Source organism: Cupriavidus sp. MP-37, assembly GCF_020618415.1.
Lineage (GTDB): Bacteria > Pseudomonadota > Gammaproteobacteria > Burkholderiales > Burkholderiaceae > Cupriavidus.
In genome coordinates, this window is record NZ_CP085344.1 from 3,481,062 (window position 1) to 3,507,576 (window position 26,515).

Here is a 26,515-nt window from a genome sequence, read left to right on the forward strand (position 1 = left end):
TCGATTCGCGTGCGCGACGCTGCGTGCGAATCTGCCATGTAGTGAACACATGTAGCGAACTATACGCAATCGCCGGCCGGGACCACAACGGTTTCTCCCCAGCCATCGCGAAGCCTGCGTAACCCATTGATTAATCACCGGTTGCCTGCTGGCAGCGGCTGCCGCCAGGGTATCGGCCCCGGCATTGGCCCCGGTATTGACCCCGTTCCCCAATGTTTAGTTTCTGGAAGAAGCGCAAGGCCGAGCCGGCGCCCGTCGAGGCCCCAGTCGAGGCGCCCGCGCCGGCCCCGGCGCCGGAAGTGTCGGCACCCGCCCCGGCACCGTCCCCGACGCCCACTCCCACGCCAGCGCCAGCGCCGGTGCCGGTTCCCGTGCCCGTCCCCGTGCCGGCGCAAGTGCCCCCGCCCCCGCCAGCGCCGGTGGCAGCCGAGGCGCTGGAACTGGTGCCGCCGCCCGCGCCCAGCGCCGAAGCCAGGCAGGGCTGGATGCAGCGCCTGCGCACCGGCCTGTCCAAGACCAGCCGCAACCTCGGCACGCTGTTCGTCGGCGTCAAGGTCGACGAAGACCTGTTCGAGGAACTGGAAACTGCGCTGCTGATGGCCGACGCCGGCGTCGAAGCCACCGAGTACCTGCTGGGCGAGCTGCGCAAGCGCGTCAAGTCCGAACGCATCGAAACCGCCGAGGGCGTCAAGGCGGCGCTGCGCGAGCTGCTGACGCAGCTGCTGCGCCCGCTCGAAAAGACCATGGCGCTGGGCCGCGAGCAGCCGCTGGTGATGATGATTGCTGGGGTCAACGGCGCCGGCAAGACGACCAGCATCGGCAAGCTGTGCAAGCACTTCCAGCGCTATGACCAGAAGGTGCTGCTGGCCGCCGGCGACACCTTCCGCGCCGCCGCGCGCGAGCAGCTGGCGATCTGGGGCGAACGCAACAACGTCACCGTGGTGGCGCAGGAAAGCGGCGACCCCGCTGCGGTGATCTTCGACGCCGTCAACGCCGCCAAGGCGCGCGGCATCGACATCGTCATGGCCGACACCGCCGGGCGCCTGCCGACGCAGCTGCACCTGATGGAGGAGCTGAAGAAGGTCAAGCGCGTGATCAGCAAGGCCATGCCCAGCGCGCCGCACGAGGTGCTGCTGGTGATCGACGCCAATACCGGCCAGAACGCCCTCCAGCAAACCCGCGCCTTCGACGATGCGCTCGGGCTTACCGGCCTGATCGTGACCAAGCTCGACGGCACCGCCAAGGGCGGCATCCTGGCGGCGATCGCGCGCCAGCGCCCCGTGCCGGTGTACTTCATCGGCGTGGGCGAGAAGGTGGAAGACCTGCAGCCGTTCAAGGCGGAGGAGTTCGCCGAGGCACTGCTGGGTTAAGTCGCGCCGTACCGCAAGACAAAACGCCCCGGCATTGCCGGGGCGTTTGTGTCTGGCAGGCGTGCGAAAGACTATTCCGAAAGACTATTCCGCGTCGGGCTGCGACTTCGGCTCCGCCTTCTGGAACGCCGGCAGGGCCATGCACGCTTCATAGATCTTCGCGATCGCCGGATAGCGCGCCACGTCGATATGGAAGCGCTGCGCGTTGAACACCTGCGGCACCAGGCACAGGTCAGCCAGCGTGGGCGTGTCGCCGAAGCAGAAGCGCCCGGCCTTGCCGCTGCGCTCCAGGTTGGCTTGCAGCGAGGCGAAGCCCAGCTCGATCCAGTGGCGGTACCACGCGTCTTTGACTTCGTCGGTCACTCCTACCGTATGCTTCAGGTACTTCAGCACGCGCAGGTTGTTCAGCGGATGGATCTCGCAGGCGATCTCCTGCGCCAGGCCGCGCACATAGGCGCGGTCCAGCGCCGTGCCGGGCAGCAGTCTGGGCTCGGGGTGGACCTCGTCCAGGTATTCGACGATCGCCAGCGATTGCTGCAGCACGTGCTCGCCATCGGCCAGCGCCGGCACCAGGCCGTCGGGGTTCACCGCGCGGAACTCCGGCTTGAGTTGCTGGCCGCCTTCCTTGAGCAGGTGCACCGGCACGTAGTCGTACGACAGGCCCTTGAGTTCCAGCGCAATACGCACGCGGAACGAGGCCGAGCTGCGGAAATAGCTGTAAAGCTTGAGCATCGGTTCAGACCACCTTGATGATGAGATCGCCCACGCCGCCGACGTGGCACTGCATGACATCGCCCTTGACCACCGGACCCACGCCCTCGGGCGTGCCGCTGAAGATCAGGTCACCGGGCTGCAGCTCGAACAGCTTCGACAGGTACGACACCATCTCCGGCACCGACCAGATCAGGTCGGACAGATCGCCGCGCTGCTTTTCCACGCCGTTGACCGACAGCGTGACCTCGCCCGTCTCCGGATGGCCGATGTCCGACACCGGCACGATCGGCCCGATCGGCGCCGAGCGGTCGAAGGCCTTGCCGGTCTCCCACGGGCGGCCGGTCTTCTTCGATTCGTTCTGCAGGTCGCGGCGCGTCATGTCCAGGCCCACGGCATAGCCGAACACATGGCCGGCGGCCTGCTCGACCGGGATGTCGCGGCCGCCCTTGCCGATCGCCACCACCAGCTCCACTTCATAGTGGCAGTTGCTGGTGCCCGGCGGGTACGGGAAGGCGCCCTCGGTGCCGTCGGCGACATAGCTGACCGCATCGGAGGGCTTGCAGAAGAAGAACGGCGGCTCGCGGTCGGGGTCCGAACCCATTTCCCGGGCATGGGCGGCATAGTTGCGGCCGACGCAATACACGCGCCGGACCGGAAAGCTGGCGTGGCTGCCGCGCACGGGCACGCCAACGGGCGCGGGCGGGGCGAACACGAATTCGGTCATGCATCTCTCCAGATAGTTCTGATCGGTGCTGCGGCGGGGCCCGGTGCCGGGCGCAGCAGGGCCACAGGATACACCGCGGGCCGGGGCTGCGTACGGCCGCATACAATGAATCCAGGCACGCTCGCAGCACCGCCGCACCGGACTGGGGCGCCATGCCTGGCGCTGCCCGGCGCGAATCTTGCATGGCGCACTGCAACAGAGCCAGCCATGACACGACGCCACCCGCCCCCCACGCCCACGCTCGCGGCAGCGGCCCCCGCCACCGGCCGTGTGCTGCGCATCCTGCTCGTGCGCGACCCGCTCGACGCCGATCCGCTGAACGTCGAGACCATCCGCAGCGGGCTGGTCAACGCCGGCTTCACCGAAATCCAGATCGTCGACGCCGACCTGCGGCTGCCCGACGTGATCACCGCCAGCCAGCCCGACATGCTGATCATCGCGTCCGAGTCCGCCGCGCGCGACACCATCGAGCACGTGTGCGTCTCGACCCAGCACGCACCGCGCCCTATCGTGCTGTTCACCGACAACGACGACAGCCAGCGCATCAAGGCCGCCCTGAGCGCGGGCATTACCGCCTATATCGTCGACGGGCTGCGCGCCGAGCGCGTCAAGACCGTGCTCGACGTCGCCTATGCGCGCTTCGAGCTGGACCAGCAGCTGCGCGCCGAACTCGACGCCACGCGGCTGAAGCTGGCCGAGCGCAAGGTGGTGGAGCGCGCCAAGGGCCTGCTGATGCAGGCGCGCGGGCTGAGCGAGGAAGACGCCTACAAGCGCCTGCGCAGCATGGCGATGGAACGCGGACTGAAGCTGGTCGATGCCGCGCAGCGCGTGATCGACGTGATGGGCTGAGCGCCCCGGGCTTGCCGCCGCGGTGCAACGCCGCACGCGGCTGGTGCGCTGCACGCTCGTGGCGCTTTCCCCGTATCCCCTGCATCCCCCGCCGCGCCGATCCCATTACCGCAGGACTGCGGCGATCGTGTCCGGACTGCGCCACCTGCGCACCGACCTCGCCCATTTCGCCCCGTTCCGGCACAACGTTCCCCGAAATGCTGCACCGCACGATGCTGGCATACGCCTTGCGTCATGCAGGCATCGGCCAACGGCGGCCGATGACAACTCAGGCGGACATGGCCATCGCGGGCCGCGTCACGCTACGGACAACGGCGTCCCCGCAGCGCACCGGTCTTCTGGCGAAGCCGGCCGCGCCAGGGGACGTTTTTTCTTGGAGCCATGCAATGCCCTCTCGCCTCAGCCATGCCAGGCCGCTGCACGCAGCCGTCCAGATCCCCGGCGCCGCTGCCGACGCGGTACCGGCCAGCAGCGGCCGGCGCCGTGCGCTGGCCACCATCGCCGGTGCCAGCGTGATGACGCTGGTCGATCCGCTGGTGCGCGCCGGCGCCTGGGCGGCGGGCTCCGACGCGCCGGAGAAGACCGAGGTGCGCATCGGCTTTATCCCGCTGACCGACTGCGCCTCGGTGGTCATGGCATCCACGCTCGGGCTCGACAAGAAGTACGGCATCAAGATCACGCCGACCAAGGAAGCCTCATGGGCCGGCGTGCGCGACAAGCTGGTCAACGGCGAACTGGACGCGGCCCACGTGCTTTACGGGCTGGTCTATGGCGTGCAGCTCGGCATCGGCGGGCCGAAGAAGGACATGGCCGTGCTGATGAGCCTGAACCACAACGGCCAGGCCATCACGCTGTCGTCCAAGCTGGCCGACAAGGGCGTCCGCGACGGCGCCAGCCTGAAAGCGCTGATGACGAAGGAAAAGCGCGACTACACCTTCGCCCAGACCTTCCCGACCGGCACGCACGCGATGTGGCTGTACTACTGGCTGGCGGCCAACGGCATCGATCCGATGCAGGACGCCAAGGCCATCACGGTGCCGCCGCCGCAGATGGTGGCCAACATGCGCGTGGGCAATATGGATGGCTTCTGCGTGGGCGAGCCGTGGGGCGCGCGCGCGATCGCCGACAAGATCGGCTTCACCGCCGAGACCACGCAGGCAATCTGGAAGAACCATCCGGAAAAGACGCTGGGCACCACCGCCGAGTTCGTGCAGAAGCATCCGAACACGGCGCGCGCGATGGTGGCGGCGGTGCTGGAGGCGTCGAAGTTCATCGACGCATCGGCCTCCAACCGCCGCAAGACCGCGGAAACCATCGCCGCCAAGTCCTATGTCAACACCGACATGGACATCATCCTCGACCGCATGCTGGGCCGCTACACCAACGGGCTTGGCAAGACCTGGGACGACCCCGACGCGATGAAGTTCTACCAGGATGGCAACGCGAACTTCCCGTTCCTGTCCGACGGCATGTGGTTCCTGACGCAGCACAAGCGCTGGGGCCTGCTCAAGGCCCACCCGGATTACCTCGCCGTGGCCAGGCAGGTCAATCGCATCGACATCTACAAGCAGGCCGCCACCGCCGCGCAGGTGCCGCTGCCCAAGAGCGACATGCGCAGCTCGAAGCTCATCGACGGCGTGGTCTGGGACGGCAAGGACCCGAAAGCCTACGCCGACGGTTTCAAGATCAAGGCGGCAAGCACGCCGTCCGCCTGATCCGCAGTGCCCCTGACGAAAGGAGCCCGACGTGAATGCCATTGCCCCCACCACGCCCGATGCCGCAGCCGATCCCGACACCAAGGAGCGGGCGCGCCGGCGCGAGCAGGAAATCGCCGCGCAGGCCCGGCGCGCGGCACGCCGCGAGGCCGCCGCCGCGCTGGTGCTCAAGGCCGTGCCGCCGCTGCTGGGCTTCGCCCTGTTCGTGCTGGCCTGGCACGGCATCGCCACCATGATCCCGGCCATCCCCACACCGGGCGCGACCTGGAACGCCGCGGTGCCGCTGTTCGCCGACCCGTTCTACCGCAACGGGCCCAATGACCAGGGCATCGGCTGGAACGTGCTGGCGTCGCTGACGCGCGTGGCGGCGGGCTTCGGCCTGGCCGCGCTGGTCGGCATCCCGGCCGGCTTCGTGATCGGGCGCTTCGCCTTCCTGAACGCGATGGCCGCGCCGGTGATCAGCCTGCTGCGGCCGGTCTCGCCGCTGGCATGGCTGCCGATCGGGCTGCTGCTGTTCAAGGCGGCCAATCCCGCCGCGATCTGGGCGATCTTCATCTGCTCGATCTGGCCGATGGTGATCAACACCGCGGTGGGTGTCACGCGCGTGCCGCAGGACTACCTGAACGTGGCGCGCGTGCTCGACCTGTCCGAGTGGAAGGTGTTCACGCGCGTGCTGTTGCCCGCGGTGCTGCCCTACATGCTGACCGGCGTGCGGCTGTCGATCGGCACGGCCTGGCTGGTGATCGTCGCGGCCGAGATGCTGACCGGCGGCACCGGCATCGGCTTCTGGCTGTGGGACGAGTGGAACAACCTGAAGGTCGAGCACATCGTGATCGCGATCTTCGTGATCGGCCTGATCGGCCTGCTGCTGGAGCATGCGCTGCTGGCGCTGGCCCGGCGCTTCAGCTACGGCACGCATTGACTGCGCGGGAGAAACGCCATGGACAAGTTCGTCAGCATTGAAAGCGTCGGCCAGACCTTCAAGACCCGCAAGGGCCCGTTCGTCGCGCTGCGCGACATCCACCTGCACATCGCCGAGGGCGAGTTCATCACGCTGATCGGCCACTCCGGCTGCGGCAAGTCCACGCTGCTGAACCTGCTGGCGGGACTGGCCACGCCCACCGCCGGCGCGCTGATCTGCGCCGGGCGCGAAATCGACGGCCCCGGCCCGGAGCGCGCGGTGGTGTTCCAGAACCATTCGCTGCTGCCGTGGCTGACCTGTTTCGAGAACGTCTACCTGGGCGTGGAAGGGGTCTTTGCAGCCAGCGAGGACAAGGCGCAGCTCCGGGCGCGCACGCACGACACGCTGGCGCTGGTGGGCCTGAGCCACGCCGAGGGCAAATATCCGCACGAGATCTCCGGCGGCATGAAGCAGCGCGTGGGCATTGCCCGCGCGCTGGCGATGGCGCCCAAGGTGCTGCTGATGGACGAGCCCTTCGGCGCGCTGGATGCGCTCACGCGGGCGCACCTGCAGGACGAGCTGATCAAGATCGTCGCGCGCACGCGCAGCACGGTGGTGATGGTGACGCACGATGTCGACGAGGCGGTGCTGCTGGCGGACCGCATCGTGATGATGACCAACGGCCCGGCGGCCACCATCGGCGACATCCTCAAGGTCGACCTGCCGCGCCCGCGCGACCGCGTGGCGCTGGCGGACGACCCGTCCTACCATCGCTGCCGCACCGCGGTGCTGGACTTCCTCTATCGCAAGCAGCGCAACCCCGCTCTGCAGCAAGCGGCCTAGCCGCATGGCGGGAGCGCCGGGCGGCCATGGGCGAGGCCGCCGCGCTCCGCTATCATGAACCCAGCACACACTCCCCCACGCCGCCATGACCACCACCGCAGCCCCATTTCCCGCCGCCCGCTATATCAAGGAGATCGGCCGCGGCGTCAACGGCGCGCGCGCGCTGCCGCGCGAGGACGCGCAGGCGTTGTTCGACGCCATGCTGGCGGGCCGCGTGTCCGACCTGGAGCTGGGCGCCATCCTGATGGCCTATCGCATCAAGGGCGAGGCCCCGCACGAGCTGGCCGGCATGCTGGAGGCCGCGCATGCGCACTGCGAGCCGCTGCCGGCGCCGCCGGACCGGCAGGTGGTGGTGATTCCCAGCTACAACGGCGCACGCAAGCAGCCCAACCTGGTGCCGCTGCTGGCACTGCTGCTGGCGCGCGAAGGCATCCCCGTGCTGGTGCATGGCACGCGCGTGTTCGAGGGGCGCGTGACCAGCATGGCGCTGTTCGAGGCGCTGGGCGTGCCCTTGTGCGCGAGCACCGCCGAAGCCTCGGCAAGGCTGCGCGATGGCCATGGCGACGCCAATGGCCCGCTGGCGGTGTTGCCGGTGGACGTGCTGTCGCCCGGGCTGTCACGGCTGCTGGAGCGGCGCACCGTGATCGGCCTGCGCAATTCGTCGCATACGGTGGCCAAGATGCTGCAGCCGGTGGGCGAGCATTCGCCCGCCGAAGGCCTGCGGCTGTACAGCTACACCCACCCCGAATACCGCGAGACGCTGACCGACTACTTCTCGCACGAACCCGCCAACGTGCTGCTGGCACGCGGCACCGAGGGCGAGGTGGTGGCCGATGCCCGCCGCACCGGCCGCATCGACTGGCTGCATGAAGGCCACCAGCAGACGCTGGTGGGCCAGGCCGGGGGCTCGATCGGTGACGTGCCGGAGCTGCCGCCGGGCAGCGATGCCGGGCTGACCGTGGCCTGGATCCGGCGCGTGCTGGACGGCGCGGTGCCGGTGCCGGCGCCCATCACCATCCAGGTCGAGGCCATCCGCGAATGCCTGCGCCAGGGCACGCGCGTCACCTGGGCGAGCCCGGTCTGAGCCGGCCCCGGGATACCCCTCAGGGCTTGCGCGGAGGCAGCGGAATGCGCTCGGTCTCGCCGGGCACGTGCGGGAACTGATCGTCCTCCCAGCGCTGGGCCGCAGCCTCGATCGCCACCTTGCTGCTGGCAACGAAGTTCCAGTAGATAAAGCGGTGCCCGTCGGTCGGGTCGCCGCCCAGCAGCATCACTCGCGACGGCGCCGTGGCCGTCAGCGTCGCCGGCTGGCCCGGCGTCAGCACCACCATGTGCTCGGCCGGCAGCGGCTCGCCGTCGAGCGCGACCGCGCCGTCGACCGGATAGATGCCGCGCTCGGCGTGCTCGGCGGGGATCTCCACGCTGGCGCCCGCGTCCAGCTCGATCGCCACGTACAGGGTGCGGCTGAAGACCTTGACCGGCGAGGTCAGGCCAAAGGCATCGCCGGCGATCACCACCATGCGCAGCCCCGGCCGCTCGATGCGCGGCAGCGTGGCGGCGGGGTGGTGGAAAAACGATGGTTCGGCGCCCTCATGCTGCTGCGGCAGCGCCACCCAAGTCTGGATGCCATGCAGGCGCGCGCCCTCTGGGCGCACATGCGCGGGCGAACGCTCCGAGTGCACGATACCGTGGCCGGCAGTCATCCAGTTGACGTCGCCCGGACGGATCGCCTGGTCGCTGCCCAGGCTGTCGCGATGGATGATCTCGCCCTCGAACAGATACGTCACCGTGGCCAGCCCGATATGGGGATGCGGCCGCACATCGGCGCCCTGCCCCGGCGGCAGCTGCACCGGTCCCATATGGTCGAAGAAGATAAACGGCCCGACGGTCTGGGTCGCCGCGGCCGGCAGCAGCCGGCGCACGGTGAAATCGCCCAGGTCGCGCACATGCGGCTTGAGCAAGTGTTCGATAGCAGACATAACTCCTCCGATCCGATAAGAGAGGCTCGCAAGCATGCCACTGCGCCGCCCGCCGGTCGAGTGTAGCCGGTGCTGGAACAGAGCATTGCAGCGGCGGGCAGAACCCCGATGCCATGCTTCGCTCTAATTACCAGTGCGCGGTGACAGGGGTATCGTTGCCGTCTCTTTATGATCCTCCTGGCTATCCGATCAGGCGGAGCAATACCCGGGAACTATCGGAGCCACCGGAACTCCAATTAGCACTCACCCGGCCAGAGTGCTAAGATGTGTTGCAGTGCCGCCGATCCCCAAGGGAGCCGCGGCGCACCGGCAACCAAACCGCCGGACCCGAAAGGAGCCATTGAGTGAACGCAGTCTTGTCTGCCGACCAAACCCTGACGAACAACCGTCTGCCGACGGTGCCCCGGAACACGGGCAGCTTTGCGCTGGCCTTTCCGGCGACCGTGGGCAACCTCGACAGCTATATCCAGGCTGTCCACCGTATTCCGCTGCTGACCGCGGAGGAAGAACAACGCCTCGCCCGCGAGCTGCGCGACCATGATTCCGTCGACGCCGCCCGCCGCCTGGTGATGTCGCACCTGCGCCTGGTCGTGTCGATCGCCCGCCAGTACCTGGGCTACGGCCTGCCCCATGCCGACCTGATCCAGGAAGGCAATATCGGCCTGATGAAGGCAGTGAAGCGCTTCGATCCGGACCAGGGCGTGCGGCTGGTGTCGTATGCGATGCACTGGATCAAGGCCGAAATCCATGAATACGTGCTGAAGAACTGGCGCATGGTCAAGGTGGCCACCACCAAGGCCCAGCGCAAGCTGTTCTTCAACCTGCGCAGCCACAAGCAGGGCGGCCACACCTTCACGCCGGAGCAAGTCGAGGCCGTGGCGCGCGAGCTGAACGTCAAGCCCGAAGAAGTGATGGAGATGGAAACCCGCCTGTCGGGCGGCGATCTGGCGCTCGAGGGCCAGGTCGACGACGGCGAAGAGGAATTCGCCCCCATCGCCTACCTGGCCGACAACCACAACGAGCCGACGCGCGTCATGGAAGCCAAGCGCCACGACCGCATGCAGGTCGAGGGGCTGGAAGAAGCGCTGGGCAAGCTCGACGAACGCAGCCGCCGCATCATCGAGGCGCGCTGGCTCAACGTCGAGGACGACGGCTCGGGCGGCGCCACGCTGCATGAGCTGGCCGACGAGTTCGGCGTGTCGGCCGAGCGCATCCGCCAGATCGAGGCGGCGGCGATGAAGAAGATGAAAGGCGCGCTGCAGGCATTCGCCTGATCCTCGCCGCAACCATGCAAAAGGCCGGTCCATGGACCGGCCTTTTTTGTTGCCCGCGAAGCGTTGGTGCGACGCGTTTGTGCGACGTTATGCCGCACCCTTTTGCCCCGCCTGCGTCAGGACAACAGCTGTTTCAGGTCGTGGGCGATGGGTTCCGGACCCTGGCCATGCCGGATGAACAGCCGCAGCTTGCCCTGCGGATCGAACACATAGCTGCCGGCCGAGTGATCCACGGTGTAGTTGTTGGGCGAGCTGCCCGGCACCTTGGCGTAGAACACCTTGAAGTCCTTGGCCAGCTTCTGCAGCGCGGCCTCGTCGGCCGGGCGCAGCCCGACGAAGCGCGGATCGAAGGCGGGCACGTACTGCGCCAGCAGCGCCTGTGTATCGCGTTCCGGATCGACCGTGACGAACAGCACCTGGACGCGATCGGCATCCGGCCCCAGCTTTTCCATCACCGCCTTCAGTTCGGCCATGGTGGTGGGGCACACATCCGGGCAGTGGGTGTAGCCGAAGAACATCACCACGGCCTTGCCCTTGTAGTCGGCCAGGGTGCGCACCTTGCCGGTGTGGTCGGTCAGCGAGAAGTCCTTGCCGAAGTCGGCGGCGCCGGTGATGTCGACATTGCGGAACGACGCCTTCTGCTGCCCGCAGGCGGCGACGGCCAGCGCGAGCGCGGCCAGCAGGGAAAAGCGACGGAAGGCGGCGAACAGGCTGGAGGCGGTGCTGAGGCGTGGCATGCGGGGCACGGGTCAGGAATGGGAAGGAAACAGCATGCAGTATCGCCGATCATGCCGCTGCGTTCGCGCCGGCGCGGCAAGATGCCGCAGCCGGGGCGCCGCCGGGCAGGTCAGACCTGCGGCACGAACTTGAAGTAGTGGTCGACCAGCAGCGCGGCGAACAGCAGCGACAGGTACAGGATCGAGAAGCGGAAAGTGCGCTGCGCCAGTTCGTCCGAATAGTTGCGGTACAGCTTCCAGGCGTAAGCCAGGAAACCCGCGCCCAGCGCCAGCGCCGCCGCCAGGTAGATGTAGCCGCTCATGCCGTAGACAAAGGGCAGCAGCGTCGCCGCAATCATGATCAGCGTGTACAGCAGGATATGCAGCAGCGTGTAGCGCTCGCCGTGCGTGACCGGCAGCATCGGCAGGCCGGACTTGGCATAGTCGGCGCGGCGGTACAGCGCCAGCGCCCAGAAGTGCGGCGGGGTCCAGGTGAAGATGATCAGCACCAGGAACCAGGCCTCGGCCGGCACTTCGCCCGCGACCGCGGCCCAGCCCAGCGCCGGCGGCATCGCGCCGGACAGGCCGCCGATGACGATATTCTGCGGCGTCGCCGGCTTGAGCAGGATGGTGTAGACCACCGCATAGCCCAGGAACGTGGCAAAGGTCAGCCACATGGTCAGGTCGTTGGCGTAGACGTGCAGCAGCCACATGCCCGCGCCGCCCAGGATGGCGGAGAACACCAGCGTCTGGCGCGTGGTGATCTCGCCGGTGGCCGACGGGCGCCAGGCGGTGCGGCGCATCAGCGCATCGATCTTCTGCTCGACCAGGCAATTGATGGCAAAGGCCGCGCCGGCCAGCAGCCAGATGCCGGCGGCGCCGCCGATCAGCACCGGCCACGGCACCATGCCGGGCGTGGCCAGGAACATGCCGATGATGGCGCAGAACACGGCCAGCTGCGTCACGCGCGGCTTGGTCAGGGCAGCATATTGCCGGGCTAGGTGCCGCATGCGGCTCAACTTGCCCAGGGAATGGGGGTGGGTAGCGGTAACCACGGAAGGGGTCTTGTCTTTCATGTGGCGCGGGCGGCAGTCGGCACGGCAGCGGGGGCGCCGGCGGCCCGGGTCGTCAGCCCGATATTGTAGTGGAGACGGACCAGCAGCAGCAGCAGCACCGCGGCGCCGCCGTTATGCGCGACCGCCGCCACCAGCGGCCAGTCGAACACGATATTGGACAGCCCGGTGGCCAGTTGCAGCACCAGCGTCGCCAGCAGCCAGCCGGCGGCGCGGCTAAGCCCTTCGAGCCGGCGCGCGCGCAGGCCGAACCACGCGAGGTAGCCCAGCACGATCACGGCGAAGCCGCGATGCACCCAGTGGATCGCCACCAGCGCCGCATGCGGGATGTAGTCGCCGTCCGCGGTCATGCCCAGCTGGCGCCACAGCGTGAAGCCATGGCGGAAGTCCATCTCCGGCACCAGTTGGCCGTTGCACAGCGGGAAGTCGGTGCAGGCCAGCACCGCGTAATTGGTGCTGACCCAGCCGCCCAGGAAGATCTGGATCACCAGCAGCAGCAGGCCGATGCGCACCGGCCAGCGCAGCCGCGCCGCCTGCGGCGCGACCGGGTGTGGCGGGTCGTTGCGCGAGCCCAGCTGGATCAGCACCGCCAGCAGCGCCATGCCCAGCATCAGGTGCGTGACGACGATGATCGGCTGCAGCTTCAGGGTCACGGTGAAGGCGCCGAAGGCGCCCTGCACGCACACCAGCAGCAGCACGCCGGTGGCGAACCACGGCGACTGCTTCAGCTCGCGCCGCTTGACCCACGCCAGCACCATCAGCGTGATGATCAGCACGCCGACGGCCATGGCAAAGTAGCGGTGGATCATCTCGATCCACGCCTTGGCCAGCGTCACCGGCCCGCTGGGCATCGCGGTCTCGGCCGCGCGGATCGGCTCCAGCGCCGCATGCGGGTTGGAATGCCCGTAGCAGCCGGGCCAGTCGGGGCAGCCCAGCCCGGAGTCGGTCAGCCGCGTGAAGCTGCCGAACATGATCAGGTCCAGCGTCAGGAACGCCGTGATCCAGGCAAGCTTGCGGTACTTGTTGCGGTCGCCCTTCACCATCACGTAGGACAGCGGGAACAGCGCGATCAGGATGCCGATGATGGCCAGTTGCAGCAGCATGGCGTCCTCTCAACCGATGCGCGAGACCTTGAGCAGCTTCTTCAGGTCGCCGCTCATCTTCTTCGGGTCCGGGTCCTGCGGGAAGCGCATCATCAGGTTGCCCAGCGGATCGACCAGGAACAGCGTGTCCTCGGCGCGCTTGCCCGGCTCGGCCGGCAGCCACTGCTGCGCGGCCTGGCGGTCGATGCGCAGGAAGCGCACGCCGGCGTAGGGCTCGTTGTAGGCGGCGGCCAGGCGCTCGTCGATCTTGCCGTCGTCGGTGACCAGCCACACCGGCACGATGCGCAGGCGATCCTGCCCCTGCCCGGCGCGGATCTGGCGGATGGTGAACAGCTTCTTCGCGCAGGCCTCGTCACAGGCGGACGGATCGGCGCTGACCAGCAGCCACTTGCCACGGAACTGCTCCAGCGGCACCGCCTGGCCCTGCTCGTCGGTGACGCGCACCGGCGGCATCGGCCGCTGCGGGTCGACCAGCGTGCCGTAGTTGGTGGCACCCCCGCGCGGCTTGATCACGTAGTAGGTGAAGTAGGAGGCGATCACCGGCGACGCGCACACCAGCAGCAGCATCAGCATCTGCAGGCGGCCACGGCGCGTGCGCGCGTCGATGCGGGGGTCGCGCGGCGAGGCCGCGGCGGCCGGAGCGGAGTCTTGCTGTGCCATGGAATACGTCTGTCCTTTGTCTTCGGCAAGCCCATGCACCGGTATGCGGCACATGGGCAGTCAATTCATTCGATCAGGGTGCGGCCAGCCGGCGCGCGCGGCGCCAGCCCAGCACGACCACCAGCACCACAGTCAGCGCCGCCAGCCCGAACCACTGGAAGGCATAGCCATAGTGCCGGTCGGCGCCCGCGTCGGCAGGCGCCCAGTCGCGCGCCAGCCCATCACCGGTATCGTTGCGCTGCTCGATCACCAGTGGATGCAGGGCCAGCCCGGTTTCGGCCGCGTAGGGCGCGATCTCGAGGTTCTGGCGGATCCGGCTGCCGGCGGCATCCTGGCCAAGGCTGTAGACCCTCGGCACGCCGGCCAGTGCCGTGCCGGTGATGGTCACCTCGCCCGCGGGCGTCGGAAACGGCGCGATCCGGGTGCGGTCCTGGGCATCGCGCGGCAGCCAGCCGCGCAGCACCAGCACGGCGCGCATGGCGCCGGCCTCGCCCGGCGCGGCGCCGATCAGCAGCGGCGTCACCACCAGGAAGCCCGCGCGGCTGTCGCCGCTGCGGCCGCCGGTGCCGTGGGGGCGATTATCCAGCAATACGGTGCGCGATGCGTCGAAGCGCCCGGTCACGCGCACCGCCCGGTCGGTCACAACTTGTGACAGCGGGGCCGTGCCCAGTACAACCGCAGGCTGCGCGGCAAGTGCCTGCAGCCGTGCCGCGCGTGCTTCCTTCTCATGCGCGCGATCGAGCTGCCAGTTGCCCAGCGCGCAGGTCACCGCGATCACCAGCAGCGCGGCGGCCACCGGCAACGGGCTGGCGAAGCGGCGCCAGTTCATCGCCCCGGCACTGCGCAGCGCGGCCCGGTGCGATAATGGGCCTGTGCGCCGCACGTCGCGCCGCCCCTGCCCCCAAACCGCCCCGCCATGCGCTTTGTCATCATCATTGCCTTCATCCTGATCATCGCCAGCCTGGCCTCGGCCTTGTTCTTCATGATGCGCGACCGCGGCAAGACGCCCAACATGATGCGCTCGCTGATGCTGCGCGTGGGCTTCTCGGTGGCGCTGTTCCTGTTCATCCTGTTCTCGAGTTGGATGGGCTGGATCCACAGCACCGGCATCCGTATGGCGCCCTGAACCGGCGCACCGCGGCGGCCCCGCCCGGGGGCCCGCAAAAGACAAACGCCGCAGGCTGGCCAGGCCCCTGCGGCGTTTCTCTCTTGCGTTGGCGCCGGCGGTCCCGGTCAGTCCCGGGGCCGCCGGCCGGTACGGCAGCCGGATTTACAGCCAGTACACCACGACGTAGAGGAACAGCCACACCACGTCAACGAAGTGCCAGTACCAGGCCGCGCCTTCGAAGGCGAAGTGGTGCTCGGGAGTGAAGTGGCCCTTCAGCACGCGGATCAGCACCACCGCCAGCATGATCGCGCCCATGGTCACGTGGAAACCGTGGAAGCCGGTCAGCAGGAAGAATGTCGAGCCGTAGATGCCCGAGCTGAGCTTCAGGTTCAGGTCCGAGTAGGCGTGCATGTACTCGTACACCTGGAAGCCCATGAAGATCGCGCCCAGCAGGATGGTCAGCGCCAGGCCCTGGATCAGCTGGCTGCGCTTGCCGGCCAGCAGCGCGTGGTGCGCCCAGGTCAGCGTCACGCCCGACATCAGCAGCAGCGCGGTGTTGATGGTCGGGATCGGCCACGGGCCCATGGTCTGGAAGGTTTCCACCACGCCGGCCGGGCCGGTGTTGGGCCATACCGCGGCAAAGTCGGGCCACAGGATCTTGTTGTTCAGGTCGCCCAGCCACGGCATGGCGATGGCACGGGCATAGAACAGTGCGCCGAAGAACGCGGCGAAGAACATCACCTCGGAGAAGATGAACCAGCCCATCGACCAGCGGAACGACAGGTCGATGTTCTTGCCGTACATGCCGCCTTCGGACTCGCTGATGGCGTCGCCAAACCAGCTCTTGAGCACGAACAGGAACCACAGCAGGCCGAAGCCGCACAGGTACGGCGCCCAGGGCTGCCCGTTTACCCAACCGGCGGCGCCGGCGCCCGTCATCAGCAGGCCGAAGCTTGCGGTGATGGGGTGGCGCGACGGGCCCGGTACGAAGTAGTACGGAGCGTTTGCGCGATTCGCACTCATTCTTTTATCTCCAGCTCAGAGTCTTTGATTCAGTATTCGTTGTCCCGCCTTGGCACTGCAGGCCGCCCGCCTCCTGTGGGCCGGCCCCGCCGCCGCGGTTGCTTTTGTTCTGCGACTGCTTTTGTTGTCTACCCTTCCTGCCCTGCTACGCCGCCGCCTGGCTGACCACCAGGCGCACGATCACGACCAGGATCGCGATGAACACCGCCGCCGCGATCAGCCCGGCGATCACCACATGCACCGGGTTCAGCCGGGCCATGTCGCGTTCGTGCTCCGCGCCCTTGCGCAAGCCGATGAACGACCACAACACCGCGCGCATGGTCTGCGCAAACGACAGCTTGCGCTTGACCGCGTCCTTCATCTCATCCATCGCCCGTCCTCCGCTTGACCGGCTTTCAGCCGGGCTCCCGCCGGCGGTCCGCTTCAGCTGCCCTTGCCGGCCGGCGCGGGCTGCGGCGCCAGCTGGCCGTCGGGGGCCTGCGCCACCGGCGTGCCCACCTCGAAGAAGGTGTACGACAGCGTAATGCTCTTCACGTCCTTGGGCAGCGCGGGATCGATCACGAACACCACCGGCATCTCGCGCGCCTCGTTGGCCTTGAGCGTCTGCTGCTTGAAGCAGAAGCACTCCAGCTTCATGAAATACTGGGTTGCCTGCTTGGGCGCGTAGCTCGGGATGGCCTGCGCCGAGATATCGCGCGGCTGCCCGTTGGCCACCTCATAGACGATCGTCGCCATCTCGCCGGGATGCACTTCCATGCTGTTCTTCACCGGCCGGAAGGCAAACGGGCCGCGCGCGTTGGAGTCGAACTCCACCGTGATGGTGCGGCTCTTGTCGATCTGCGTGTTCTTCACCGCGCCATGCAGCTCGCGCGTGGTGATCACGTTGAGGCCGGTGATTTCGCAGATCTTCTTGTACAGCGGCACCAGCGCATAGCCGAAGCCGAACATCACGGCAACGATCACGACCAGCCGCAGCATCATGCCGCGGTTGAACCGCTTGTCCGCTTCCCTGCCCGACTGCTGCTCGATGCTCATGTCGCTACCCTGCCGCCTCAGCCAAGGAACTTCATCTTGGCGAAGAACCCCAGAAAGAAAACCACCACGATCGACAACAGGATCAGGCCAAGGCGCCGGTTGGCGGCCTTGTGGTCCGGGCGTGACGGGCTTTTGTCTGGAGACTGCATAACGGTCTTGATACCTGCCGGCGCGGGGAGCGGACGCTGCCGCCCCCCGCGGCCTGGTTACGCGGGTGCCGCCTCAGCGGACCTGCGGGGGAACTTCAAAGGTGTGGAACGGCGCCGGCGACGGCACGGTCCACTCCAGGCCCTCGGCGCCATCCCAGGGCTTGTCGGCGGCCTGCTGGCCGCCGCGGTACGACGGCAGCACCACGAAGAAGAAGAAATACACCTGCATCAGGCCGAAGCCGAGCGCACCGATCGACGCGATCGCGTTGAAGTCGGCGAACTGGGTCGGGTAGTCGGCATAGCGGCGCGGCATGCCGGCCAGGCCCAGGAAGTGCATCGGGAAGAAGGTCACGTTGAAGAAGATCAGCGAACCCCAGAAGTGGATCTGGCCGCGCGCTTCGTTGTACATGAAGCCGCTCCACTTCGGACCCCAGTAGTAGAAGCCCGCGAACAGCGCGAACAGCGAGCCGGCCACCAGCACATAGTGGAAGTGCGCCACGATGAAGTAGGTGTCCTGCAGCTGGATGTCGATCGGCGCCACGGCCGGCATCAGGCCGGTGAAGCCGCCGATGGTGAACACGAAGATAAAGCCGATCGCGAACAGCATCGGGGTCTCGAAGGTCATCGAGCCACGCCACATGGTGGCGATCCAGTTGAAGATCTTCACCGCGGTCGGCACCGCGATCAGCATGGTCGCGTACATGAAGAACAGCTGGCCGGTCACCGGCATGCCGGTCGTGAACATGTGGTGGGCCCACACGATGAACGACAGGATGGCGATCGAGGCGGTGGCGTACACCATCGAGCTGTAGCCGAACAGGCGCTTGCGCGCGAACGCCGGCACCACGTGCGAGATGATCCCGAATGCCGGCAGGATCATGATGTAGACCTCGGGGTGCCCGAAGAACCAGAAGATATGCTGGTACATCACCGGGTCGCCGCCGCCGGCGGCCGAGAAGAAGCTGGTGCCGAAGTGGCGGTCGGTCAGCACCATGGTGATGGCGCCGGCCAGCACGGGCATCACGGCGATCAGCAGGTAGGCGGTGATCAGCCAGGTCCAGCAGAACATCGGCATCTTCATCAGCGTCATGCCGGGGGCGCGCATGTTGAGGATGGTCACGATGATGTTGATCGAGCCCATGATCGACGACGCGCCCATGATGTGCATGGCGAAGATGGCCATGTCCATGCCCGGGCCCATCTGCACCGACAGCGGCGCGTACAGGGTCCAGCCCGCGGCGGTGGCGCCGCCCGGCACGAAGAACGAGCCGGCCAGCAGCAGCGCGGCCGGCGGCATCAGCCAGAAGCTGAAGTTGTTCATGCGCGCGAACGCCATGTCGGACGCGCCGATCTGCAGCGGGATCATCCAGTTGGCGAAGCCGACGAAGGCCGGCATGATCGCGCCGAACACCATCACCAGGCCGTGCATGGTGGTGAACTGGTTGAACAGCTCGGGGCGGAAGAACTGCAGGCCCGGCTCGAACAGCTCCAGCCGGATCAGCAGCGCCAGCACGCCGCCCGACAGCAGCATGATGAACGAGAACAGCAGGTACAGCGTACCGATGTCCTTGTGGTTGGTGGCGAACAGCCAGCGGCGCCAGCCATGCGGGTGATCGTGCGCGTGGTCGTCATGCGCATGATCGTGCGGATGGGCGAGTGCGTCCGGGGTAGCAGTACTCATCGCAAATGCTCCTCTAATCCTGTTCTGTCTTCAGCGGGTCAGCCCGCGACGCGGTCGCCCGCGAGACTGGCCTGCTTGTCAGCCTTGTCAGCGGGGCTGGCGTCGGCCTTCGGCGCTGCGCCGCCTGCCGCGCCGCCGCCTTCGGGGAAGTTGCCCGCGCGGGCACCCACGAATTCGCTCGGCTGGATCACTTCGCCCGTCTTGTTGCTCCAGGCGTTGCGCGTATAGGTCATGACCGTGGCCAGCTCGGTGTCCGACAGCTGCTTCCACGACGGCATCCCACCCTTGCCTTCCAGCAGCATGTGCATCTGGCCGGCCTTGGGGCCATTCACGATCTTGGAGCCATCCAGCGCCGGGAACGCGCCGCCGCCCTTGCCGTTGGGCTGGTGGCAGACCGCGCAGTTGGCCGCGTAGATCTTCTCGCCGCGCACCTTGGCCTCATCCAGGGTCCAGGTCTTGTTGGGATCGTCGGCCTTGGCCGCCAGCTCCTTCTTCTTGCCGTCGACCCACTTGGTGTAGTCGGCGTCGGACACCACGCGCACCACGATCGGCATGAAGGCGTGTTCCTTGCCGCACAGCTCGGCGCACTGGCCGCGGTACACGCCGATCTTCTCGGCCTTGAACCAGGTGTCGCGCACGAAGCCCGGGATCGCATCCTGCTTGACGCCGAAGGCCGGGATCATCCAGGCGTGGATCACGTCGTTGGCGGTGGTGACGATGCGGATCTTCTTGTTGACCGGCACTACCAGCTCGTTGTCCACCTCCATCAGGTAGGTGTTCGACTTGGCCTGCTCGTTGTTGATCTGCTCGCGCGGAGTGGTCAGGGTCGACACGAACGAGATGCCCTCGCCTTCGCCCTTCAGGTAGTCATAGCCCCACTTCCACTGGTAGCCGGTGGCCTTGATGGTGATGTCGGAGTTGGTGGTGTCCTTCATCGCGACCACGGTCTTGGTGGCCGGCAGCGCCATCGCGATCACGATCAGAAACGGGACGATGGTCCACACCACCTCGACGGTGATGCTCTCGTGGAAGGAAGCCGGCTTGGCGCCCTTGGCCTTGCGGTGCGTGAAGATGGAATAGAACATCACGCTGAACACCGCGATGAAGATCACCGTGCAGATGATCAGCATCATCCAGTTCAGCCAGTGAATCTGTTCGGCGATCTTGGTAACCGGCTCGGTCAGGTTGAGCTGGCGCACGGCGGGGCCGCCCGGCATGTCGCTGACCGCGGACGCCGCCTGGCTGGCAAGCAGGGACGCGCCGGCCAGACAAACTGCGGATGCCTTCTTCCACATTTTCATTTGTTATCTACCCAATTTACAGATTCAAATCTGTCCCCGCCGCCGCTCCCGCCGCCTCTCAGAGGCGGCGCAAGGCCGCTGCGAGCTCCTGCGCGAACTTGCGTCGCCGGTACGGGTCCACGTAACACCCCACCTGTACCGCACGCCTGCCCGAGCGCAGCGTCACCAGCGCGCGGAACGATTCACCCAGTTCGATCCGCACCCAGCACGGATTGAATTCCTGGCGCGTCACCCGTCCGGCGCTGGCTGTCTCCACGACCAGCGTGCCGTCGGTGATGCTGACGCGCTCATAGTCCGTCGCATGGCGCGCATACACAAGCAGGGCGATGCCCAGCCCGACCAGCTCGATGCTGGCAAACGGCAGCACGAGCCACGACCCTTGCCAGGCGAAAAACAACGCGATGGCAAGCGAAACCGTGAGGATCGAGAGGTAAAACCAGCCGACCTGGCGAGGACTCAGCGAGCAATTGCGCTTCATCAGCCAGTCGTGGGGCGAGGAGGGAGGTCCGTCGAGATTTCCGCCGGAGTCACCACCTGCCGTCTGGAATGCGATACCCAAGTCTTGCATCGCCAACCACTCTGCATCGGATGCACACCCGGGACGATGGCGTCCGGACCGCACAGTGCGTGCAAACCAGGACGTTCTTGTGCCAGGGGACCACTGCGACAAACTGGCGCATTATAGGGCGCTTCCCATACACGGACAAGGGCGCGCCTTGACCACAAGGCTTGCACGCCGCCTGATTCTGTGCATGGGCCGAGCCTCTGCCATCGCCCTGCCCGCCGCGCCGGCACTATGTTTGCGGCAATCCGCCACCGGCGCAAGTTAACTCAGTTTTAACCTGCGCGACGCGGTTTTGCACGGCCGATCTGGTCCAGCGGCACCACCGCGCGGCCCTCGCCGTCGCGCGCCTGCGCGCCGCGCGGGGCCAGTTTCCAGGCATGGCCGTAGACGATCTCGAAACTCAGCGGGATCACGCCGTCGGCGTTGCGGCGCCGCTCCAGCGCCTGCGTCAGCGCCTGGTACCAGCCGCGGCCGCGCAGGCCCTGCGGCGGCGCGCCGGCCGGCGCGCGCAGGCCGCCGAAAGCCTGCACCTCGCGCAGCAGCGTGGCGGGCGACTCGTAGGTCACGGTCAGGGTTTCCATGTCCATCACCGGCGTCGACCAGCCGCTGTGCACCAGCATGTCGCCGATGTCATGCATGTCGACAAAGCGCAAGGTATGGGGCGCGTCGTCGACCTCGGCGAAGGCCGCGCGCAGCTCCTTCAGCGTGTCCGGGCCGAACAGCGAGAACAGCACCAGCCCTTCGTCGCGCGCCACCCGGTGCCACTCGGGGAACACGCGGTGCGGCTCCGGGTGCCAGTGCAGGGCCAGGTTGGACCACAGCAGGTCGAAGCTCGCGGGCGCAAAAGGCAGTGTGGCAAGATCGCCCTGGACCAGGTCGAACAGCGGCCGCTTGCCCAGCATGCGGCCGAGCCAGCCGGGCCGGCGCTGCGGGTCGCGCTGGCCGGCCTCGGCCAGCATCGCGCCGGAGATGTCCAGCCCGGCGATCTGTGCGTCCGGAAAGCGCGCGCGCAGCCCGGCCAGGCCCTGGCCGTGGCCGCAGCCGATATCCAGCGCGCGCTGCGGCGCCAGGCGGATCACCTCCATGCGCTCCTGCATGCGGCGCCCGATCTCGCCCAGCAGGAAGTCGAGCTGGCCGAAGCCGCGGCTGCGCCGGTCGAAGGCGAGCCGGGTCAGGCGCGCGGGCGGCAGGAAGGCATCGGGAGCATCGGGAGAACCGGCGGCATGCAGGGACACGGGCAGACAGGGCAGCAAGGAAACCAGGAAACGGCGCGCGGGCAGGCACTGCCCCGGGCACCGGACGGACACGGCCGCCGCGCCCGATGGGCCGCGGCCGGACGGCAAGTATACGCGTGCGCCGCGCGGGCTGCCGGCCCCGCCGCCCGCGCGCTGTCCAGTGCGCGCGAGCAGCTGCTGCCGAGCACCTGCGCGCTGTGCGGCGCGGTGCAGCGGCAGGTGGTGTGCGCGCCCTGCGCCGCCGACCTGCTGCGCCCGGTGCGGCGCTGCCCGGTCTGCGCGCTGGCGTTGGGGCGGCATCTCCATTGCCCGGCCTGCGGCGCATCGCCGCGCGCCTTCGACCACGCCTATACGCTCGGCGACTACGCCGCGCCACAGGACCAGCTGGTGCTGGCGCTCAAGTTCGGCCACGCCTTGCCGCTGGCGGCCTGGCTCGCCGCCAGGCTGGCCGATGGCTTGCCCGCGGCATGGGCCCGCACCGGCCACGGCGCGCCGGACCTGATCGCCCCCGTGCCGCTGTCGCCGCAACGCCTGGCGGCGCGCGGCTTCAACCAAGCTTGGGAAATCGCGCGGCCGCTGGCGCGCCGCCTGGGCCTGCGCGCCGACCCGGTGCTGCTGCAGCGCCAGCGCGACACCGGCAGCCAGCGCGCGCTGGACCTGGCCGCGCGGCAGGTCAACCTGCGCGGCGCGTTTGCGCCCGCGCGCGCCATCCGGCTGGACGGCCTGCACGTGGCGCTGGTGGACGATGTGATGACCTCCGGCGCGACCCTGCACGAGGCCGCCGCCGCGCTCAAGGCCCTGGGCGCAGCACGGGTCGGCGTGATCGTCGCGCTGCGCACGCCGTAGTAGGCGCAAAACAGGGGCGCAAGACAGAGACGCAACAACAGGGGCGGGATGACACGGGCGGAGGCGCGCGGTAAGCTGCGCACCGTTCTGACGAAGGGCGCCCGAGCGCCCGCCATCGCCCCGCATCATGTTCAACGTCGTCCTGGTCGAACCGGAAATCCCGCCCAATACCGGCAATGTGATCCGCCTGTGTGCCAACACCGGCGCGCAGCTGCACCTGGTCAAACCCCTGGGATTTCCGCTGGAAGACGCACGCATGCGCCGCGCGGGGCTGGATTACCACGAGTACGCCACCATGCGCGTGCACGACAGCTGGGACGCCCTGATGGCCAGCGAACAACCCGACCCGACGCGCATGTTCGCCCTGACCACGCGCGGCTCCACGCCGTTCGGCCAGGTGGCATTCCGGCCGGGCGACTGGTTCGTGTTCGGCTCCGAGACGCGTGGACTGTCGCCCGAGCGCCGCGAGTGGTTCCCGCCCGCGCAGCGCATCCGGCTGCCGATGCGGCCGGACAACCGCAGCCTGAACCTGTCCAACACGGTCGCCGTGGTGGTATTCGAAGCCTGGCGGCAGAACGGCTTCGAGGGCGGCAGCTGAAACCTGCCGCCGCGGCTTACTCCGGCTGCACGCCGGCTGCCCGGATCACCTTGTCCCAGCGCGCCTTCTCGCTCGCCATGGTTTGCCGCAGCGACGCCGGCGCGGTCCCGGCCGGCACGAAATACTGCGCGCGCATCTTGTCGCGCACGTCGGCGCTACCGATGATCGCCACCAGTTCGCGGTAGAGCCGGTCGATCATCGCCTGCGGCGTGCCCGCGGGCGCCAGCACGGCCTGCCAGGAAATCGCCTCGAAGCCGGGGTAGCCCGCTTCCGCCACCGTCGGCACCGACGGCAGCACCGCGGTGCGCCCGGTGGTGGTCACGGCCAGCACGCGCAGCTTGCCGGCATTGACCTGCGGCATCGCGATCGCCGGCACCATGAAGGCCGCCTGCACCTGCCCGCCGACCATCGCCGTGGTGACCTGCGGGAAGCCGGGATACGGCACGTGCTGCAGGTCGACGCCCGCCATCGCCTTCAGCTGCTCCATCGCCAGGTGCGAGGCGCTGCCGTTGCCGGGCGAGCCATAGTTCAGTTGTAAGCGCTCAATTGACGACGTCTGGTATTGAAGGCTGAACGTTGGCAGGCTTGCGTCCGCAAAGACTTTGCGGACGCAAACATGATCCAAGACGAGATTGACCTATTTCCGCTGCAGGCGGTGCGAGTCCGCTCCAATGGGAAGCGCGACTACGAGCCAGCGGCCAAGCGGCGTCTGATTGAGTTCTGCCTTCAATCGGGAGCATCGGTTTCGGGCACGGCTCTCAAGGCTGGCATCAACGCTAATCAGTTGCGCAAATGGATTCGGGAGTACCGAGATTCAGCGCAGGCGCGAGGTGCATTGCCGGCATTCGTGCCGGTTGTCCAGGAGGTTCTGGATTCGCGGCCGATCGAGACACCTGCAAAGGTCGTGGTGCCTCGCCGCGAAGCGGCCTCAGCGACTGCCGATTCGCCACCGCAGCGAGCGCTACCGCTGGCACTCTTGAGCGCGAAGCTACCCAACGGGGTATCACTCGAGCTCGAATGCGACGAGCGACACGTGGCGCTCGTAAGGGCAATGATCGAAGCCCTGAATGGAGGCCATTGATGTTCCGCCTCGACGCTGGGCTGCGGGTGTACCTGCATCGCGACGCTGTGGACTTCCGTAAGAACATCAACGGCCTGGCACTGCTGGTCGAGCAGGCGCTCGGGCTGGATCCGTTTGCATCTGCTGTATTTGTGTTCCGCAACCAGCGGGCCGATCGCATCAAGATTCTCGGCTGGGATCGCAACGGCTTCTGGCTACTGTTGAAGCGATTGGAGGCGGACCGGTTTGCTTGGCCACGCGAGGCGTCGGTGGCCACGCTGACGGTCGAACAGTTGCACTGGCTGCTCGAGGGAATCGACATCGAGGCGATGCGCCGGCACCCGCACCGAGAATACCATCGCGCTGCGTGAACGCTGCTTGGCGGCAGCGGTCTAACCCGCCATGCCATCCACGCCCGTCACCGTTACCGCCGCCGAGCTGCAACTGTTGCGAGACGCCGAGCGCGAGCTCAAGGCAATACTCGCGGAACGCGAGGCAATCAAGGGCGAGCTGCGTGTGATGACGGTCCAGCGAGACCTGCTCTTGGAACAGCTCAAGGCGTTCCAGCGTAAGCTGTTCGCCGCCAAGAGCGAGGCGCGAGGCTCGGAGCAGAAGGACTTGTTCCTCAATGAGGCCGAAGCCATGGCGGCAGCGGCCGCGCAGCCGGCGCAGGAAGAAGAAGGTACGCCCGAGACCGAAGTGGCCGGGCACACACGCAAGAAGCGTGGCCGTAAGCCGCTCGACCCGGCGCTGCCCCGTGTCGAGGTTCGTCACGAACTACCCGAATCGGAACGCGTCTGCCCCCTCGATGGCCAGACTCTGGTCGAGATTGCCGTTGAGGTCAGCGAACAGCTCGACATCGTGCCGCAACAGGTCCGCGTGATCCAGCACCAGCGGGTCAAGTACGCCTGCCCATGCTGCGACGGCGGCATCAAGACGACGCCGGCACCGGCACGCATTATTCCCAAGGGACTCCTTACCGAATCGGCGCTGGCCTGGTGCATCACCTCGAAGTATCAGGATGGCCTGCCGCTGTACCGCCAGGCAGCGCTGCTGCATCGCTTCGGCGGGGACCTCTCTCGCGGCACCCTGGCCGCAAGCATAGTGCGAGTAGGCCAAGCGGTGCAGCCAATCATCAACCTGCTGCGTGACCATCTGCTGGAAGCAGACGTCGTGTACGGTGATGAGACAACGGTACAGGTGCTCAAGGAGTCCGGCAGGCCTGCCCAGAGAAAGAGCTTCCTATGGGCGCAGATGAATGGCACGGGCCCGCCGGTACGGTTGTTTGCCTATAGCCCCACACGCGAGACAAAGCAGGCTACGGCTCTCTATGCCGGCATCAAGCCTGGGTCGGTGTTGATGACCGACGGCTATGCACCATACGACGACGTCGCAAACACCTATCAGTTGGTGCACCTCGGATGCTGGGCGCACGCGCGGCGCTACCTGGTCGAGGCGGAGCAAGCCTTGCCCAAGGACAAGCGCGCCGACCACACGGTCACCGGATTCCTGCAGCGCATCGGCAAGCTGTTTGCCATCGAACGCCACACGCTCGAGATGAGGCCGGAACAACGGCAGCAAGTTCGCGCCGAACAAAGCCAGCCGCTGCTGGCCGAGATCGAAACGATGCTGCTGCAACACCTGCATACCGTACTGCCGCAAAGCCTGTTCGGCAAGGCGCTGCACTACCTGCATGGGCAGTGGCCAAAGCTCGTGCGCTACATCGAGAACGGAACTTGGCCGATCTCGAACAATCCCTGCGAGAACGCGATTAGGCCATTCGTGATCGGACGGAGAAACTTCCTCTTCTGCGACACCGTGGCCGGTGCCAACGCCAGCGCAAGTCTTTACTCACTGGTGGAAACCTGCAAGGCCAACGACGTCGATCCGTATCAGTATCTCGTTGCCTTGTTCAAGGCGTTGCCACACGCACAGACCGCCGACGACTACGAGGCTCTGCTGCCCTGGACGCTCAAGTCCTCAGACGCCTAGC

29 protein-coding genes and 1 pseudogene are annotated in these 26,515 nt (G+C 67.4%); 13 read left to right on the forward strand and 17 right to left on the reverse strand.

What is annotated here, in order from left to right:
- Window positions 1-212 precede the first annotated feature (212 nt).
- Window positions 213-1,370 carry a signal recognition particle-docking protein FtsY gene (gene ftsY / locus LIN44_RS16020; protein ID WP_227312918.1) on the forward strand — a complete coding sequence of 386 codons (1,158 nt, stop codon included), beginning with the start codon at window positions 213-215 and terminating at the stop codon, window positions 1,368-1,370.
- Between the two features lie 84 nt (window positions 1,371-1,454).
- On the opposite strand, the gene maiA is transcribed toward ftsY, so the two are convergent.
- Entirely contained in the window at window positions 1,455-2,102 is a 648-nt protein-coding gene (maiA, locus tag LIN44_RS16025; protein ID WP_227312919.1) for a maleylacetoacetate isomerase, read from the reverse strand.
- Between the two features lie 4 nt (window positions 2,103-2,106).
- Window positions 2,107-2,808 carry a fumarylacetoacetate hydrolase family protein gene (locus LIN44_RS16030; RefSeq protein ID WP_227312920.1) on the reverse strand — a complete coding sequence of 234 codons (702 nt, stop codon included), beginning with the start codon at window positions 2,806-2,808 and terminating at the stop codon, window positions 2,107-2,109.
- 207 nt (window positions 2,809-3,015) lie between these two features.
- Between LIN44_RS16030 and LIN44_RS16035 the strand changes: the two genes are divergently transcribed.
- The 5 genes from LIN44_RS16035 (at window position 3,016) to ybiB (ending at window position 8,200) form a co-directional block, all read left to right on the forward strand.
- Window positions 3,016-3,657, forward strand: a complete 642-nt coding sequence (locus LIN44_RS16035; protein ID WP_227312921.1) for an ANTAR domain-containing response regulator — start codon at window positions 3,016-3,018, stop codon at window positions 3,655-3,657.
- A 386-nt stretch (window positions 3,658-4,043) separates the two neighbouring features.
- Window positions 4,044-5,372 (forward strand): CmpA/NrtA family ABC transporter substrate-binding protein, encoded by a 1,329-nt coding sequence (locus LIN44_RS16040; protein WP_227312922.1) that lies wholly within the window; start codon window positions 4,044-4,046, stop codon window positions 5,370-5,372.
- Window positions 5,373-5,403: 31 nt separating this feature from the next.
- Window positions 5,404-6,294, forward strand: a complete 891-nt coding sequence (gene ntrB, locus LIN44_RS16045; RefSeq protein ID WP_227312923.1) for a nitrate ABC transporter permease — start codon at window positions 5,404-5,406, stop codon at window positions 6,292-6,294.
- 18 nt (window positions 6,295-6,312) lie between these two features.
- On the forward strand, window positions 6,313-7,116 hold the full coding sequence (locus LIN44_RS16050; RefSeq protein ID WP_227312924.1) for an ABC transporter ATP-binding protein: 804 nt from the start codon (window positions 6,313-6,315) through the stop codon (window positions 7,114-7,116).
- Between the two features lie 85 nt (window positions 7,117-7,201).
- Window positions 7,202-8,200, forward strand: coding sequence for a DNA-binding protein YbiB (gene ybiB / locus LIN44_RS16055; protein ID WP_227312925.1), 999 nt, complete (start codon window positions 7,202-7,204; stop codon window positions 8,198-8,200).
- Between the two features lie 19 nt (window positions 8,201-8,219).
- Here the strand turns inward: ybiB and LIN44_RS16060 are convergent, their stop codons facing one another.
- Complete coding sequence (locus tag LIN44_RS16060; RefSeq protein WP_227312926.1) at window positions 8,220-9,095, reverse strand: pirin family protein; 876 nt, start codon at window positions 9,093-9,095, stop codon at window positions 8,220-8,222.
- Window positions 9,096-9,439: 344 nt separating this feature from the next.
- On the opposite strand from LIN44_RS16060, the gene rpoH reads away from it, so the two are divergent.
- On the forward strand, window positions 9,440-10,369 hold the full coding sequence (rpoH, locus tag LIN44_RS16065; protein WP_227312927.1) for an RNA polymerase sigma factor RpoH: 930 nt from the start codon (window positions 9,440-9,442) through the stop codon (window positions 10,367-10,369).
- A 116-nt stretch (window positions 10,370-10,485) separates the two neighbouring features.
- On the opposite strand, the gene LIN44_RS16070 is transcribed toward rpoH, so the two are convergent.
- The 5 genes from LIN44_RS16070 to LIN44_RS16090 all read right to left on the reverse strand — a co-directional run bounded on the left by LIN44_RS16070 (window position 10,486) and on the right by LIN44_RS16090 (window position 14,750).
- Window positions 10,486-11,106 carry an SCO family protein gene (locus tag LIN44_RS16070; protein WP_227312928.1) on the reverse strand — a complete coding sequence of 207 codons (621 nt, stop codon included), beginning with the start codon at window positions 11,104-11,106 and terminating at the stop codon, window positions 10,486-10,488.
- Window positions 11,107-11,216: 110 nt separating this feature from the next.
- Window positions 11,217-12,161 (reverse strand): heme o synthase, encoded by a 945-nt coding sequence (gene cyoE / locus LIN44_RS16075; protein WP_115663125.1) that lies wholly within the window; start codon window positions 12,159-12,161, stop codon window positions 11,217-11,219.
- Window positions 12,158-13,261: a heme A synthase gene (locus LIN44_RS16080; protein ID WP_112773848.1), complete on the reverse strand. Its 1,104-nt coding sequence runs from the start codon at window positions 13,259-13,261 to the stop codon at window positions 12,158-12,160. The genes cyoE and LIN44_RS16080 overlap by 4 nt, the downstream gene beginning before the upstream one ends.
- A gap of 9 nt (window positions 13,262-13,270) precedes the next feature.
- Complete coding sequence (locus LIN44_RS16085) at window positions 13,271-13,921, reverse strand: cytochrome C oxidase subunit I (RefSeq protein ID WP_227312929.1); 651 nt, start codon at window positions 13,919-13,921, stop codon at window positions 13,271-13,273.
- A gap of 73 nt (window positions 13,922-13,994) precedes the next feature.
- Entirely contained in the window at window positions 13,995-14,750 is a 756-nt protein-coding gene (locus tag LIN44_RS16090) for an SURF1 family protein (RefSeq protein WP_227312930.1), read from the reverse strand.
- Window positions 14,751-14,837: 87 nt separating this feature from the next.
- Here LIN44_RS16090 and LIN44_RS16095 point away from each other — a divergent pair, with 87 nt between their 5' ends.
- Entirely contained in the window at window positions 14,838-15,047 is a 210-nt protein-coding gene (locus LIN44_RS16095) for a twin transmembrane helix small protein (protein WP_012351630.1), read from the forward strand.
- Window positions 15,048-15,191: 144 nt separating this feature from the next.
- On the opposite strand, the gene LIN44_RS16100 is transcribed toward LIN44_RS16095, so the two are convergent.
- The 8 genes from LIN44_RS16100 to LIN44_RS16135 all read right to left on the reverse strand — a co-directional run bounded on the left by LIN44_RS16100 (window position 15,192) and on the right by LIN44_RS16135 (window position 22,018).
- Window positions 15,192-16,052, reverse strand: a complete 861-nt coding sequence (locus LIN44_RS16100) for a cytochrome c oxidase subunit 3 (protein ID WP_227312931.1) — start codon at window positions 16,050-16,052, stop codon at window positions 15,192-15,194.
- A gap of 145 nt (window positions 16,053-16,197) precedes the next feature.
- The gene (locus LIN44_RS16105; protein ID WP_012351628.1) at window positions 16,198-16,422 is read right to left on the reverse strand and encodes a DUF2970 domain-containing protein; all 225 of its coding nucleotides are present in this window, start codon (window positions 16,420-16,422) and stop codon (window positions 16,198-16,200) included.
- Window positions 16,423-16,475: 53 nt separating this feature from the next.
- On the reverse strand, window positions 16,476-17,087 hold the full coding sequence (locus LIN44_RS16110; protein WP_227312932.1) for a cytochrome c oxidase assembly protein: 612 nt from the start codon (window positions 17,085-17,087) through the stop codon (window positions 16,476-16,478).
- Window positions 17,088-17,104: 17 nt separating this feature from the next.
- Entirely contained in the window at window positions 17,105-17,236 is a 132-nt protein-coding gene (locus LIN44_RS16115) for a cytochrome oxidase small assembly protein (RefSeq protein WP_217449847.1), read from the reverse strand.
- Window positions 17,237-17,309: 73 nt separating this feature from the next.
- Window positions 17,310-18,917 (reverse strand): cytochrome c oxidase subunit I, encoded by a 1,608-nt coding sequence (gene ctaD, locus LIN44_RS16120; RefSeq protein WP_116355503.1) that lies wholly within the window; start codon window positions 18,915-18,917, stop codon window positions 17,310-17,312.
- A gap of 38 nt (window positions 18,918-18,955) precedes the next feature.
- Window positions 18,956-20,218, reverse strand: a complete 1,263-nt coding sequence (gene coxB, locus LIN44_RS16125) for a cytochrome c oxidase subunit II (protein WP_227312933.1) — start codon at window positions 20,216-20,218, stop codon at window positions 18,956-18,958.
- Between the two features lie 58 nt (window positions 20,219-20,276).
- Entirely contained in the window at window positions 20,277-20,786 is a 510-nt protein-coding gene (locus LIN44_RS16130) for a DUF2244 domain-containing protein (protein WP_227314418.1), read from the reverse strand.
- 269 nt (window positions 20,787-21,055) lie between these two features.
- On the reverse strand, window positions 21,056-22,018 hold the full coding sequence (locus LIN44_RS16135; RefSeq protein WP_227312934.1) for a methyltransferase domain-containing protein: 963 nt from the start codon (window positions 22,016-22,018) through the stop codon (window positions 21,056-21,058).
- Here LIN44_RS16135 and LIN44_RS16140 point away from each other — a divergent pair.
- Both LIN44_RS16140 and trmL read left to right on the forward strand, forming a co-directional pair.
- Window positions 22,007-22,864 carry a ComF family protein gene (locus LIN44_RS16140; protein ID WP_227312935.1) on the forward strand — a complete coding sequence of 286 codons (858 nt, stop codon included), beginning with the start codon at window positions 22,007-22,009 and terminating at the stop codon, window positions 22,862-22,864. The two genes, LIN44_RS16135 and LIN44_RS16140, sit on opposite strands and share 12 nt — an antisense overlap.
- Before the next feature lie 127 nt (window positions 22,865-22,991).
- Window positions 22,992-23,462: a tRNA (uridine(34)/cytosine(34)/5-carboxymethylaminomethyluridine(34)-2'-O)-methyltransferase TrmL gene (gene trmL, locus LIN44_RS16145; RefSeq protein ID WP_092307467.1), complete on the forward strand. Its 471-nt coding sequence runs from the start codon at window positions 22,992-22,994 to the stop codon at window positions 23,460-23,462.
- Window positions 23,463-23,478: 16 nt separating this feature from the next.
- Here the strand turns inward: trmL and LIN44_RS16150 are convergent.
- Window positions 23,479-24,054, reverse strand: a pseudogene (locus tag LIN44_RS16150) (Bug family tripartite tricarboxylate transporter substrate binding protein); the annotation flags it as partial.
- 24 nt (window positions 24,055-24,078) lie between these two features.
- Here LIN44_RS16150 and LIN44_RS16155 point away from each other — a divergent pair.
- From LIN44_RS16155 to LIN44_RS16165, 3 genes are read left to right on the forward strand one after another with little or no spacing between them, the layout of a single operon-like run.
- Window positions 24,079-24,543, forward strand: a complete 465-nt coding sequence (locus LIN44_RS16155; RefSeq protein WP_017514071.1) for a transposase — start codon at window positions 24,079-24,081, stop codon at window positions 24,541-24,543.
- Entirely contained in the window at window positions 24,543-24,893 is a 351-nt protein-coding gene (gene tnpB / locus LIN44_RS16160; RefSeq protein WP_017514072.1) for an IS66 family insertion sequence element accessory protein TnpB, read from the forward strand. Before LIN44_RS16155 ends, tnpB begins: the two co-directional genes overlap by 1 nt.
- Before the next feature lie 31 nt (window positions 24,894-24,924).
- Window positions 24,925-26,514: an IS66 family transposase gene (locus LIN44_RS16165; protein ID WP_034021473.1), complete on the forward strand. Its 1,590-nt coding sequence runs from the start codon at window positions 24,925-24,927 to the stop codon at window positions 26,512-26,514.
- Window position 26,515: the final 1 nt, after the last annotated feature.